Genomic DNA, 12,452 nt, shown 5'->3' on the forward strand with positions numbered 1-12,452 from the left:
AGGATACCGCAGATTGCAGCGCCGTTAATGGCGCTCCAGCTCACGCAGGCGCTCGATGATCTCCAGCACGACAAGACGCGGAGGCCGCTCGTCGGTTTCGATGATCACGTCGGCAATTTCGCGATAAAGCGGATCGCGCATCTGCATGAGATCACGAAGGATCTGCTCCGGATTGGGCTTCTGCAGCAACGGGCGATTCTTGTCGCGCGCCGTACGGGAAATCTGCTGCTCGACCGAAGCGTGCAGGTAAATCACCTTGCCGCCACCCTTGAGGATGAGCCGATTGGCGTCACGCATGACGGCGCCGCCGCCCGTGGCGATGACCATGCCCCCTTCATCGCACAGCTCGGCCAGCATCGCCTGCTCACGCTCACGGAAGCCAGCCTCGCCCTCGACATCGAATATCCAGGGGATGTTGGCTCCGCAGCGCTGCTCGATTTCTTTATCCGAATCTTTGAAGACGAGGTGAAGCTCTTTGGCGAGAAGACGCCCGATGGTGCTTTTACCAGCCCCCATCGGGCCTACCAGAATCAAATTGGACACGACATTGATCAACGGCCGATTGCAATGGCCTGATTATTCATGATCCGCGGGGTAAGGAAAACCAGCAGCTCGTTCTTGCTGTCGGTCACATAGTCGTTCTTGAACAGGCGGCCGATCATCGGCACGTCGCCCAGGAACGGCACCTTGGCCGTGGACTTGGTCTGGGTGTTGGAGAACACGCCACCAATCACGATGGTTTCGCCATCGTTGACCAGCACTTTCGCGTTCACCTCGTTCTTCTTGATCGGCGGTACGCCGTTCAGGGCGTTGGCGTAGTCCGGCTCGTCCTTGTTGACCTTCACTTCCATGATGATGCGGTTGTCCGGAGTGATCTGCGGGGTCACCTCCAGGGACAGCGCCGCTTCCTTGAAGGACACCGAGGTCGCGCCGCTGGAGCTGGCTTCCTGATAGGGAATCTCCGAGCCTTTCAGGATCTTCGCGGTTTCCTTGTCCGAAGTGACGACCTTCGGCTGGGACACCACCTCACCGTTACCGGTTTTCTCCATGGCGTTGAGCTGGAGGTCCAGAATGGTGTTGCTGGTGGTGAAGCCGATGCTGATGCCCGAAGTCGGAGTGGTGCTTGAAGCCCCAAGGTCAACGAAGGTGTTTCCGGTGCTGTTGGTGCCGCCGGAGACATCGAAGTTGCCATGACCGGAGAGCGAGCCGCTCCAGTTCACACCCAGCTCCTTGGTGTAGTCGACGTTGGCTTCGACGATGCGTGCCTCGATCATCACCTGACGGACCGGAATGTCCAGCTGGGCCACGATGCGGCGGAGCTCGTCCAGGCGATCCTGGGTCTGGTAAGCGATGATGCTATTGGTACGGTCATCCACAGTGATCGAGCCGCGATTGTCGCCCTGTGCAGCCACCGCAACGCCGGGAGCGGAGGCACCGCTACCCGTGACAGAGCTGAACAGCTTGGCAATGTCCGCCGCCTTGGCGTAGTTCACCTGAATCAGCTCGCGACGCAGCGGAGCCAGCTCGGAGATCTGCTTCTGCGCTTCCAGTTCTTGACGTTCGCGAGCCGCGATCTCGTCAGCCGGCGCGACCAGCAGCACGTTGCCGACCTTGCGCTTGTCCAGACCCTTGGTCTTGAGCACCAGATCCAGCGCCTGATCCCACGGCACGTTCTGCAGGCGCAGAGTGATGTTGCCCTGCACGGTATCCGAAGCCACCAGGTTCAGGTCGGTGAAATCCGCGATCAGCTGCAGCACCGAGCGCACATCGATGTCCTGGAAGTTCAGCGACAGTTTTTCACCGGTGTAGGCGAAGGTGTCCTTCTTGCGCTTCTCGGCATCGTCCTGGGTCAGCGGCTTGATGCTGACGGTCATGCGATTGTCGGTCTGGTAGACGAGGTAGTCGTACAGGCCGGTCGGCTCGATGGTGATGCTGGCCTTGTCGCCAACCGTAGAAGCGTTGACCAGTTGCACCGGCGTCGCGAAGTCCTTCACGTCCAGACGGACGCGCAGATTGTCCGGCAGTTGGGTACGCGGGAAGTCCAGGCGGATCTTGCCGCCCTGCTCCTGGATGTCCGGGCTGACAGTCGGATCGGACAGATCGATCACGACATTGCCTTCGCCTTGCTCGCCACGCTGGAAGTCGATATTACGAATCGCCTTGCCAGCCGGGACGTACGGCTTGGGCTGAGCGGGCTTGGCCGCCGGAGCCGCTGTCGGCGCCGCGGAGGCATAGGAGCTGGAAGTCGCTGCGCCCGCGCCCACCACGACGAACAGGTTCGAACCTTCCGCACGGGTACTGTAGGGCACGAGGGTCGCCAGGTTGACGATCAGGCGAGTACGGTCCTTCGCCTCGACCACGGTGAGGCTGCGGGCATTACCCACGCCCAGCTCGCGGTTCTTGCTGCCCAGTTTGTTCTGCACACCCGGCAGGTCCAGCGCGATTCGCGCCGGCTGCTCGATGGTGTAGCCACGCGGCGCAGCCACCGGCTCGTCGAAGCCCAGCTTCAGCTCCACGCGATCACCCGGCAGCGCCGCCACGTCGACACTCTGCAGGTTCGCGGCCAGCAGGGCCGGCGCGAATACGGCCGCGAGCACGGAAATGCCGAGGCGGGAAAGCTTTCTATTCATCGTCTGAATCCGTCGTGCAGACTGCTGTTTGTTATCCATGTTCATCCCCGCCCTTAGGAGCGTTCCTTGAGAGTCAGACTGCGCGGACGCTCCAGCCAGCCACCCTCACCATCAGGAACGATTTCAATCACGTCGATCTTGGCTTCGTTGATCGCAACGATCTTGCCGTCGTTACGCCCAAGGTAGTCACCCACTCGCACCCGATGCACCCCTCCTGCACCTTTCACGAGGGCAAATACCTGACTGTCCTTGGCCAGGGTACCGACCATTTCAAAGGTTTCGATGTTGAAGCCTTCGAGGAACTGCTTGACCCGCGTCTCATCGGGCTTGATGACCCTGTTGCCCTTCTGCTTGACCGCCAGGTCGATCTTCACCGGCGGCTGGAACGGGCTGCGCAGGGATGAAGCGCTATAAGTAAAGGCCTCGTAGGTCTGGAACTTGGGCAGCGGCTCGATCGTCCCCTTCGGGCGAGCGCGGACTTCGTCCATGTAACCCTGCAGGTCGGCAAAATCACTACCCGAACCACAACCGTTCAAGGTCAGGAGCAGGAAACTGCAAATGATCAGGCGCCCCCTCATTTCTTAGCTCCTGTCTTCGCTCCAGCCGCCGGGGCAGTTGCCTTCACGCCCTTGTCGTTGTACCGATAGGTTTTCGCCAGGATGCTCATGCGCAGCTTGGAGGTGCTGTCCGAACTCGCCGGCTTGATGTCGAAGTCATGCAGCGTGACGATCCGCGGCAGGCTGGACACGCCACTGACGAAGGTCGCCAGGTCGTGGTATCCGCCTACGACGCTGATCTGGATCGGGAGCTCGATATAAAACTGCTGAGTCACTTCCGGCAGCAGCTTGATCTCTTCGAACTCCAGACCGCTACCCAGGCCGGTGCGGGTGATGTCTTCCAGCAGGCCGGGCACCTCGGTATCACTCGGAAGCTGACGCAGCAGGGCACCGAAGGATTCTTCCATCTCCTTCATCTGCACCTTGTAGGCTTCCAGATTCGCCGCCTGGAAGGCCTTGGTCGAGAACTGCTGCTTGAGGGTCTGCTCTTCCTGGCGATTGCGGTCGAGCTGGTCCTGCAGGTCCTTCAGATGGAAGTTGTAGCCAAGCGCGAGAACCACGGCCATCAGCAGGATACAGGCGATGACCTTGACTGCTGCCGGCCAGGAACCAAGGTTATTCAGGTCAAGATCGTTGATATCGACCTTGCGCAAGCTCTCAAGAGAACTGGCCAGACTCATTTCTTGGCTCCTTGCGGGGTACTCTGCTTGTCCTGTTCCTCGCTACCGGGCTGGGTCTGCTGCACCGTCAACTGGAAGACGTTTGCCTGATCCAGGGCGCCCTGGGTGACAGCCTTCACTTCGGTCAGGTTCGGCGAAGTCAGCCATTCCGACGAATCGAGGTTGCGCATGAGGTTGGAGACGCGGTTGTTGGACTCGGCCGCGCCGGCAATGGCAATGGACTTCCCGGCCATCTTCAACTCAGTGAAGTAGACGCCATCAGGCAAGGTGCGGACCAGTTGGTCGAACACCCGGCCAATGATCGGACGGTTACCCTGCAGGTCCTGAATGATCTTCATCCGCTCCAGCAATTGCTGGCGACGGGTCTTCAGCTCGCTGATCTCCTTGATGCGCGCATCCAGCACGGCGATTTCCTTGCGCAGGAAGTCGTTGCGCGCAGCCTGGTTCTCGATGGCAGAGTTGAAGTACTGATCCCCCAGGAAAACGATCGCCCCGGAAGCCAGCAGAACGGCACCCAGGATCACCAGGAAACGCTGCTTGCGTTCCTCGCGCAGCTGCTCCCGCCACGGCAATAGGTTGATGCGTGCCATCAGTCGAAACTCCTCATCGCCAGACCGCAGGCAATCATCAGCGCGGGCGCATCACTGGCCAGCGCACCAGCGTTGACCTTGCCGCTCAGCACCATGTCCGCGAACGGGTTGGCCACCAGGGTCGGAGTGCCGATCTTCTGCTGGATCAGGCGATCCAGGTCAGGAATGGACGCAGTGCCTCCCGCCAGCAGGATGTAGTCCACATCATTGAACTGGCCGGCCGCGAAGAAGAACTGCAGCGAACGCGACACCTGCTGAACCACGGCGTCCTTGAACGGCTGCAGCACTTCGCTGTCGTAGTCATCCGGAAGACCGCCCTGTTTCTTGGCGAGACCCGCTTCCTCGACCGACAGCCCATAGCGACGCTGGATCTCCTCGGTGAGCTGACGCCCGCCGAACAGCTGCTCACGCGTATAGATGGTGCGGCCATGGTGCAGGACGCTCAGCGTGGTCATGGTGGCGCCGATATCGACCACCGCAACTGTGAGCTCGTCGGCATTGCCGCCCAACTGGTCTCCCAGCAGACTGAACGCTCGCTCCAGCGCGTAGGCTTCGACGTCGACGACCTTGGCCGTCAGGCCCGCGAGCGCCAGCGCAGCTTCGCGCACCTCGACGTTCTCCTTCCGGCATGCGGCGAGAAGAACATCGACGCGATCCGCGTTGCGTGCGGACGTGCCCTGCACCTCGAAGTCGATCGCGACCTCTTCGAGGGGATAGGGGATGTACTGGTCGGCCTCGATCTTGAGCTGATTCTCCAGCTCGTCGTCCGAGAGTCCGCCATCCATCTCGATGGTTTTAGTGATGACCGCCGAGCCGGCAACCGCGACCGCAGACGTCTTCACTGCGGTCCGCGCCTTGGCGACCACACGTGACAACGCCTGGCCGACACCCTCCAGCTCAGCGATGTTCTTTTCTACCACTGCATTGGGCGGGAGCGGCTCGACAGCGTAGGCCTCTACCTTGTAGCGGCCTCCAGAGCGGCTCAATTCGAGAAGTTTGACCGAAGTCGAACTGATGTCTATCCCCAGCAGCGTGTTCGCTTTCTTATTGAAGAGCCCTAGCACGACTGATTTCCTATCAGCATCCGAGACTTACGGACGATTTATGTTTTTCCACATTAGATACCAGACTTGACAGCTTCGCAAATGGCTCGCCAGCAAAAAAACTGCTTATAATGTGATCAGCTTTTCCCTTTTTACCGCGCCATCCGCTTAACTCTTTCTTTTCCCTGGAAATCCAAGACCTTCCCGATGCGCCTGCTGAAGTTTCTGTGGTGGACCTGCGTCACCATTATTTGTGGAGTGCTGCTCAGTTTCAGCGGCGCCTATCTGTACCTCAGCCCGAACCTCCCGTCCGTGGAGGCCTTGCGCAACGTGCGGCTGCAGATGCCGCTGCGCGTGTACAGTGCTGATAACAAATTGATAGCAGAGTTTGGCGAGATGCGCCGAACGCCGATTCGATTTGCTGAAATCCCCCCGGATTTCACCCACGCACTGTTATCGGCTGAAGATGACAATTTCGCCAACCATTATGGCGTGGACGTCAAAAGCCTGATGCGTGCTGCCGCGCAATTATTGAAAACCGGCCACATCCAGACCGGCGGCAGTACCATCACCATGCAGGTGGCGAAGAACTACTTCCTCACCAACGAGCGAAGCTTCTCCCGCAAGATCAACGAGATTCTGCTCGCCCTGCAGATCGAGCGCTCGCTCACCAAGGACGAGATCCTCGAGCTCTATGTCAACAAGATCTACCTGGGCAACCGCGCCTACGGCGTCGAAGCCGCCGCCCAGGTCTATTACGGCAAGTCCATCAAGGACCTGAGCCTGGCGCAGATGGCGATGATCGCCGGCCTGCCCAAGGCACCGTCGCGCTACAACCCGCTGGCCAACGCCGCACGCAGCCTGGAGCGTCGCAACTGGATTCTTGAGCGCATGCTCAAGCTCGGCTTCATCGACCAGCCGCGTTATCAGGCCGCTATCCAGGAGCCTGTTGGTGCGTCCTACCACGTCCAGACTCCGGAGCTGGCGGCCCCATACATCGCCGAGATGGCCCGCGCCGAACTGGTCGGCCGCTTCGGTGGCGATGCCTACACCGAGGGCTATCGCGTCTACACCACGGTGCGCAGCGACCTGCAGGAAGACGCCAACACCGCCCTGCGCGAAGGTCTGCAGGATTACGATCAGCGACACGGCTACCGCGGCCCCGAGACGCGTCTCCCGGGCAAGACTCGTGACGCCTGGCGCCAGGCCATCGCGCAGCAGCGTCCGCTGGGCGGCCTGGAACCAGCCATCGTCACCCAGGTCGAGAAAAGCGGTGCCATGGTCATGACCCGCGACGGCAAGGAAGAAGCCCTGAGCTGGGACGGCATGAAGTGGGCCCGCCCCTACCTGAGCAACAACAGCATGGGTCGCATGCCCGGCCAGCCCAGCGATGTGGTGCAGGCCGGCGACGTAATCCGCGTGCAACGCAAGGACGACGGCTCGCTACGCCTGACCCAGGTGCCGGCCGCGCAGAGCGCCCTGGTCTCGCTCAACCCGCAGGACGGCGCGATCATGGCGCTGGTGGGCGGCTTCTCCTTCGAGCAGAGCAACTACAACCGCGCCACCCAGGCCCGTCGCCAGCCCGGCTCCAGCTTCAAGCCGTTCATCTACAGCTGTGCGCTGGACAACGGCTTCACTGCCGCCTCGCTGATCAACGACGCCCCGGTGGTGTTCTACGACGAGTACCTGGACAAGGTCTGGCGTCCGAAGAACGACACCAACACCTTCCTCGGCCCGATCCCCATGCGCGAGGCGCTGTACAAGTCGCGCAACATGGTATCGATCCGCATCCTCCAAGCCCTGGGCGTCGACCGCGCACGCAACTGCATCAGCAAGTTCGGCTTGAACAAGGACGACCTGCCGCCGAACCTGTCCATGGCCCTGGGCACCGCGACCCTGACCCCGATGGAGATCGCCAGCGCCTGGACCGTCTTCGCCAACGGCGGCTTCAAGGTCGCGCCCTACATCGTGCAGCGCATCGAAAGCCGCGACGGGCAGGTGCTTTACCAGGCCAACCCGCCGAGCATTCCGCAGAACGAGGAACAGGTGCAGGCGCAGCCGCAACCGGCCGCCACCGACGCCTTCGGCAACGACGACCCGAGCCAGGCCAAGACCACCATCGAGCCAGCGGCCGCCGAACGCGTCATCGATGCACGTACCGCGTACATCATGACCAGCATGCTGCAGGACGTGATCAAGCGCGGCACAGGCCGTCGCGCACTGGCGCTCAAGCGCGATGATCTGGCGGGCAAGACCGGCACCACCAACGAGTCCAAGGACGCCTGGTTCTCCGGCTTCAACGCCGACTACATGACCACCGTCTGGGTGGGCTTCGACCAGCCGGAAAGCCTCGGCCGCGCCGAATACGGCGGCAACGTCGCCCTGCCGATCTGGATGCGCTACATGGGCGCGGCGCTGAAAGACAAGCCGTCGCACTTGCTGCCCGAGCCGCCCGGCCTGGTCAGCCTGCGCATCGACCCGGTCACCGGCCGTGCTGCGCCTCCGGGCACCCCGGGCGCGTACTTCGAACTGTTCAAGAACGAAGACACGCCGCCATCGATGAACGAACTGGCGCCCGGCAGCGCTCCCGGCAGCGGCATGCCGGCGGACGAAGAAGCGCCGATCGACCTGTTCTGATAGAAAGGCCCCTCCCCGGAGGGGCCTTCTCATTTTCGGGAATCATTCCCGACAAAGTTATGGCATTTCGCCAAATCATTGATTAATCTGGGCTTTGCGGCGGCGAACAACCCCAGGCGACCGACCCCATCCGGCGCGTCAGGGGCTTCCCGCAGCAACTTCATCAGGAGCTTCGCATGCCACGCGCCCTGCCAGGCTGGCTGTTCTGCCTGATCGCCCTTCTGCTCGGCGCACCCTTGCTGCGCCTGCTCGCGCAACCCCGCTCGCTCGAACCCGCACCCGATCTCGTCTATCTCGACCAGTTGTTTGCCGTGCTGATCGCCAGCGCCGGCCTGGCTGGGATGCTGATCGCCTTCCTGCTGCGCCTCGCCGGGCGAGTCCTGGTGGCATCGGCCCTGCTGGTGCCGGCAATCGCTCTTTGCGCATGGCACCTCACCCATACCCACCTCGGGCCGGTTTCGCCCACGACGGAGCAGTACGAATGGCTGCTGGCAGGCCTCGCGACCTATGCGCTGGTGCTGGCGGGCGTCAATTGGCTGAACCGGGGCGAGAGCGGCCCGCGCACGGCGCTGCGCTATCTGGGCTTCGCCCTGCTGCTGCCGTGGTGCCTGGGGCTGCTCTACCTGGGGCGACTGTACTACTGAGGCAGGTCGCGCCAGGTCAGATAGACACGCAGGTCGAACTCCAGCTGGTGATAGCCGGGCAGCATGTGCTCGCAGAGCTGGTAGAAGGCCTTGCTGTGATCGCGCTCCTTCAGGTGCGCCAGTTCGTGGACGACGATCATCTGCAGGAATTCAGGGGCCGCGTCCTTGAACAGCGATGCGACGCGGATTTCCTTCTTCGCCTTGAGCTTGCCGCCCTGCACGCGGGAGATCGCCGTGTTCAGGCCCAGCGCACGCTGCACCACGTCCAGCTTGTTGTCGTAGAGCACCTTGTCCACCGCGGGCGCGGTGCGCATGTACTGCTGCTTGAGGTCCATGGCGTAGCCGTACAGCGCCTTGTCGCTCTGCACGTCATGACGACCCGGATAGCGGCGCTCCAGGTACTCGCCGAGGCGGTCCTGCTCGATGAGCTGGCGCACCTGATCCTGAAGTTGTGGCGGATAGGCCTGGAGATAGCGAAGCGGCTGCATGGGATACGACTGGCGGAGGAAACGCCCACCAGTCTACCGCATTCCCCGGTCAGGCCAGCGCGCGGGTGCTGTAGGCCTCGGTGCGATAGGGGAAGGCGACTTCGCTGCGCCCCTTCAGCGCGGGGTGCGTGGCGATCAGCTCGTGAAGTTGCTCGGCGACCCGCTGCTTCTGCTCGTCGGGCAACGCCGCGATGAAGCTCACCGACAGGGTGCGCGCGACGATCACCTGTTCCGGCGGGCCGATGTGCTGGTAGCTGAACTCGCGCAGGCGCAGGTCTTCGAAGCGCGACCCGGCAAAGGCGCGGCGCCACTGCCCGGTGTGGAAGCGCGGCGTGCTGCCTTCGTAGCGTTCGAGAATGCGCGTCACCTGGGCAACCCAGTCGACGCGCTCGTCGCGCACATTCCAGACCAGCCCCAGGTGGCCGCCCGGCCGCAGCACGCGATGGATTTCCTCGAGCGCCCGCTCGTCGGCGAACCAGTGGAAGGCCTGGGCGCAGGTCAGCGCATCGACGCTTTCCGCCACCAGCGGCATCGCCTGGGCTGTGCCATCGAGCACCTTCACGACGGGCAGTGAAGCGCCGAGCTGCTCGCGCATGGCCGCCACCGGCTCGATGGCGGTGACCTGCGCACCGGTGCGCAACAACAAGGAAGTGAACTTCCCGGTACCTGCGCCGAGGTCGACCACTTCCTTGCCGGCACCGATGCCCAGCTCTTCGCCGAGCCAGCCCAGCAGCTCGTCCGGATAGTCCGGGCGCCCATGGGCGTAGGCCTTCGCTTCACGGGAGAAACCTTCCTGCGCACTGCCATGTACATCCGTCATCGTGCCTCCAGAGCCCGCCCGGCCCGAGCACCAGCGCTCAGCGGAACCGGCAGGCCTTGCCGTCGAGAGTGGTCTTTCCATCAAGGTAACTACGGTAGCAGCTGAGCAGACGCGATTCCTTGATACGGCAGCGCTTCTGCCGGCATTCGCTGGAGAACTCGAAGCGGCCACCATCCGGATCGGCGAGCTGGATGCGGATCGCCGGCCAGCCTTTCTTCGGCGCCTTTTCCGGCGTGCTGAGTACGCGCTTCTCGTTTTCTACCAGGGCTGCGCCCGCCTCGGCATAGTCGAAGACGAACAGCAGGGTGCGCGAGGTCTTCAGCGTGCACTCCTGATGGGTCAGGCAGTTCTGTGCGTCCACCGGCAGGTCCACCGGCGGCTCGGCCGGCGGCGCAACAGGCGCGGCCGGACGCAGCGAACAAGCGCTGAGAAGCGTCAGCAGCAGGACACAAAACAACGCACGCAGCATCGGCAATTTCCTTCTGGCGAATACGAAAGAGCCCCGCAGGGCGGGGCTCTTCAGCTCTTATGGAACAGAGCAGGGACCAGGCGCGGGATCAGTTGACCTTCGACACCAGCTCACCCTTGGCGTAACGCTGGAACATGCCTTCCAGGGAAATCGGCTTGATCTTGGAGGCATGGCCGGCGGTGCCGAAGGCTTCGTAGCGGGCGATGCAGATATCGCGCATGGCGACGATGGTCTGGGCGAAGAACTTGCGCGGGTCGAACTCGCTCGGCTGCTCGGCCATCATGCGGCGGATGGCTCCGGTGGAGGCCAGGCGCAGGTCGGTGTCGATGTTGACCTTGCGCACGCCGTGCTTGATGCCTTCGACGATTTCCTCGACCGGCACGCCGTAGGTTTCCTTGATGTCGCCGCCGAACTCGTTGATCACCTTCAGCCACTCTTGCGGCACCGAGGAGGAGCCGTGCATCACCAGGTGGGTGTTGGGGATGCGCTTGTGGATTTCCTTGATGCGCTCGATGGAGAGCACGTCGCCGGTCGGCGGCTTGGTGAACTTGTAGGCGCCGTGGCTGGTGCCGATGGCGATGGCCAGGGCATCGACCTGGGTCTTCTTGACGAAGTCGGCGGCTTCTTCCGGATCGGTCAGCAGCTGGCTGTGGTCCAGCACGCCTTCGGCGCCAACGCCGTCTTCCTCACCGGCCATGCCGGTTTCCAGGGAGCCCAGGCAGCCCAGTTCACCCTCCACGGACACGCCGCAGGCGTGGGCGAAGGCAACGGTCTGCTGGGTGACGCGGACGTTGTAGTCGTAGTCGGCCGGGGTCTTGCCGTCTTCCTTCAGCGAGCCGTCCATCATGACGGAGGAGAAGCCCAGCTGGATGGAGCGCTGGCAGACGTCAGGGCTGGTGCCGTGGTCCTGGTGCATGCACACCGGGATGTGCGGGAATTCTTCGATGGCCGCGAGGATCAGGTGGCGCAGGAAGGGCGCACCGGCGTATTTGCGGGCACCAGCGGAGGCCTGCACGATCACCGGGGAATCGGTCTTGTCGGCCGCTTCCATGATGGCGCGCATCTGCTCGAGGTTGTTGACGTTGAAAGCCGGAACGCCGTAGCCGAACTCGGCGGCGTGGTCCAGCATTTGGCGCATGCTGATGAGTGCCATGGTCTTCGCTTCTCCCAGAAGTCAGGCTCGGTTGCACGAGCCCCTTAACTACATGTTTGGAAGCCTGCCGCAGGGGCAGGCCGTGTTCAAGTCTTCCGGCGCGTGCCGGACAGTCGGCGCTCAGCGCGCCTTGCAACCGCGGCCGATCAGGTCGTTGCTCTCGACCCAGTAGACCAGGCCCTGGTCGCCTTTGATGCTCAAGCCGATCAGCCCGTCGCTATAGAAAGCGCCGGAGCCGCCGGGTTCCTCTTCCAGGTGATGAACCACGTCATCCTCCCCCAGCTTCAGATCGACGACCGACTTGCTGGGGTCAACGTAGCGCCACCGCACTTCGGCCTCGCTGTCGCAGAGCCAGTGGTTCCAGTCGCCCCCCGCAGCGGACTTGCCGCCTGCCGAGTGACTGGAACAACCCGCCACCAGCGCAAGCGCCAGGGCCGGGACGAGATAACGCAGCATCGGGCGATTCTCCTTCGGGCGGACGCGCCGCCGGATATCCAATGCGCCAGATTGCCCGTCCCGCCGCAGGAACGCCAGTACCGCCTGCGCCGGGGCGCGGGCGGTACTGTCAGATCGTGATCCCGGCCGCCAGGCCGCTGCCTCAGGGGCAGTTAACCGGCTTCTGCTCGGGCGTCGGATCGCCGCTGCTCTGGCTATCCACCCGCTCGCGGTTCTGGTCCGAAGGCACCATAACCGGGGGCGGGCTCATCACTTCACAGGTACTGGGGGCTCCACCGCTTCCGG

The 12,452-nt window shown here is 62.8% G+C and carries 13 protein-coding genes; 2 read left to right on the forward strand and 11 right to left on the reverse strand.

Going from position 1 to position 12,452, the window contains the following annotated elements:
• Positions 1-24 precede the first annotated feature (24 nt).
• Genes aroK through IB275_RS28110 form a run of 6 tightly spaced genes read right to left on the reverse strand, consistent with a single transcriptional unit; the run spans position 25 to position 5,521 of the window.
• A complete protein-coding gene (aroK, locus tag IB275_RS28085) occupies positions 25-516 on the reverse strand; it encodes a shikimate kinase AroK (RefSeq protein WP_263864845.1) in 492 nt (163 codons plus the stop codon).
• 35 nt (positions 517-551) lie between these two features.
• Positions 552-2,630 (reverse strand): type IV pilus secretin PilQ, encoded by a 2,079-nt coding sequence (locus IB275_RS28090; RefSeq protein WP_192293162.1) that lies wholly within the window; start codon positions 2,628-2,630, stop codon positions 552-554.
• Between the two features lie 53 nt (positions 2,631-2,683).
• Positions 2,684-3,208: a type 4a pilus biogenesis lipoprotein PilP gene (pilP, locus tag IB275_RS28095; RefSeq protein ID WP_192293164.1), complete on the reverse strand. Its 525-nt coding sequence runs from the start codon at positions 3,206-3,208 to the stop codon at positions 2,684-2,686.
• Positions 3,205-3,867: a type 4a pilus biogenesis protein PilO gene (pilO, locus tag IB275_RS28100; RefSeq protein ID WP_192293166.1), complete on the reverse strand. Its 663-nt coding sequence runs from the start codon at positions 3,865-3,867 to the stop codon at positions 3,205-3,207. The genes pilP and pilO overlap by 4 nt, the downstream gene beginning before the upstream one ends.
• Complete coding sequence (pilN, locus tag IB275_RS28105) at positions 3,864-4,457, reverse strand: type 4a pilus biogenesis protein PilN (protein ID WP_192293168.1); 594 nt, start codon at positions 4,455-4,457, stop codon at positions 3,864-3,866. Before pilN ends, pilO begins: the two co-directional genes overlap by 4 nt.
• Complete coding sequence (locus tag IB275_RS28110) at positions 4,457-5,521, reverse strand: pilus assembly protein PilM (RefSeq protein WP_017520515.1); 1,065 nt, start codon at positions 5,519-5,521, stop codon at positions 4,457-4,459. Before IB275_RS28110 ends, pilN begins: the two co-directional genes overlap by 1 nt.
• Positions 5,522-5,707: 186 nt before the next feature.
• Between IB275_RS28110 and IB275_RS28115 the strand changes: the two genes are divergently transcribed.
• Together IB275_RS28115 and IB275_RS28120 are read left to right on the forward strand one after the other, a co-directional pair.
• Positions 5,708-8,137 (forward strand): penicillin-binding protein 1A, encoded by a 2,430-nt coding sequence (locus IB275_RS28115; protein ID WP_192293170.1) that lies wholly within the window; start codon positions 5,708-5,710, stop codon positions 8,135-8,137.
• Between the two features lie 176 nt (positions 8,138-8,313).
• Positions 8,314-8,781: a hypothetical protein gene (locus IB275_RS28120; protein WP_192293172.1), complete on the forward strand. Its 468-nt coding sequence runs from the start codon at positions 8,314-8,316 to the stop codon at positions 8,779-8,781.
• On the opposite strand, the gene IB275_RS28125 is transcribed toward IB275_RS28120, so the two are convergent.
• From IB275_RS28125 to IB275_RS28145, 5 genes are all read right to left on the reverse strand, one after another.
• Positions 8,775-9,269: a YgjP-like metallopeptidase domain-containing protein gene (locus IB275_RS28125; protein ID WP_081515415.1), complete on the reverse strand. Its 495-nt coding sequence runs from the start codon at positions 9,267-9,269 to the stop codon at positions 8,775-8,777. The genes IB275_RS28120 and IB275_RS28125 overlap by 7 nt on opposite strands.
• A 49-nt stretch (positions 9,270-9,318) precedes the next feature.
• Complete coding sequence (locus IB275_RS28130; RefSeq protein WP_192293174.1) at positions 9,319-10,089, reverse strand: class I SAM-dependent methyltransferase; 771 nt, start codon at positions 10,087-10,089, stop codon at positions 9,319-9,321.
• Positions 10,090-10,126: 37 nt separating this feature from the next.
• Positions 10,127-10,558 carry a hypothetical protein gene (locus IB275_RS28135; RefSeq protein WP_192293175.1) on the reverse strand — a complete coding sequence of 144 codons (432 nt, stop codon included), beginning with the start codon at positions 10,556-10,558 and terminating at the stop codon, positions 10,127-10,129.
• Positions 10,559-10,646: 88 nt separating this feature from the next.
• Positions 10,647-11,711, reverse strand: a complete 1,065-nt coding sequence (fba, locus tag IB275_RS28140; protein WP_138213927.1) for a class II fructose-bisphosphate aldolase — start codon at positions 11,709-11,711, stop codon at positions 10,647-10,649.
• Between the two features lie 120 nt (positions 11,712-11,831).
• Positions 11,832-12,167, reverse strand: coding sequence for an MliC family protein (locus tag IB275_RS28145; RefSeq protein ID WP_192293177.1), 336 nt, complete (start codon positions 12,165-12,167; stop codon positions 11,832-11,834).
• Positions 12,168-12,452: the final 285 nt, after the last annotated feature.

The organism is Pseudomonas sp. PDM21, from assembly GCF_014852505.2.
Taxonomy (GTDB): Bacteria; Pseudomonadota; Gammaproteobacteria; order Pseudomonadales; family Pseudomonadaceae; genus Pseudomonas.

Coding starts and splice junctions, on each gene's coding strand:
- pilP (WP_192293164.1), bottom strand. CDS start 3,208: ATGAGGGGGCGCCTGATCATTTGCAGTTTCCTGCTCCTGACCTTGAAC.
- IB275_RS28120 (WP_192293172.1), top strand. CDS start 8,314: ATGCCACGCGCCCTGCCAGGCTGGCTGTTCTGCCTGATCGCCCTTCTG.
- IB275_RS28090 (WP_192293162.1), bottom strand. CDS start 2,630: ATGAATAGAAAGCTTTCCCGCCTCGGCATTTCCGTGCTCGCGGCCGTA.
- IB275_RS28115 (WP_192293170.1), top strand. CDS start 5,708: ATGCGCCTGCTGAAGTTTCTGTGGTGGACCTGCGTCACCATTATTTGT.
- IB275_RS28135 (WP_192293175.1), bottom strand. CDS start 10,558: ATGCTGCGTGCGTTGTTTTGTGTCCTGCTGCTGACGCTTCTCAGCGCT.
- IB275_RS28125 (WP_081515415.1), bottom strand. CDS start 9,269: ATGCAGCCGCTTCGCTATCTCCAGGCCTATCCGCCACAACTTCAGGAT.
- pilO (WP_192293166.1), bottom strand. CDS start 3,867: ATGAGTCTGGCCAGTTCTCTTGAGAGCTTGCGCAAGGTCGATATCAAC.
- aroK (WP_263864845.1), bottom strand. CDS start 516: ATGGGGGCTGGTAAAAGCACCATCGGGCGTCTTCTCGCCAAAGAGCTT.
- IB275_RS28130 (WP_192293174.1), bottom strand. CDS start 10,089: ATGACGGATGTACATGGCAGTGCGCAGGAAGGTTTCTCCCGTGAAGCG.
- fba (WP_138213927.1), bottom strand. CDS start 11,711: ATGGCACTCATCAGCATGCGCCAAATGCTGGACCACGCCGCCGAGTTC.
- IB275_RS28145 (WP_192293177.1), bottom strand. CDS start 12,167: ATGCTGCGTTATCTCGTCCCGGCCCTGGCGCTTGCGCTGGTGGCGGGT.
- pilN (WP_192293168.1), bottom strand. CDS start 4,457: ATGGCACGCATCAACCTATTGCCGTGGCGGGAGCAGCTGCGCGAGGAA.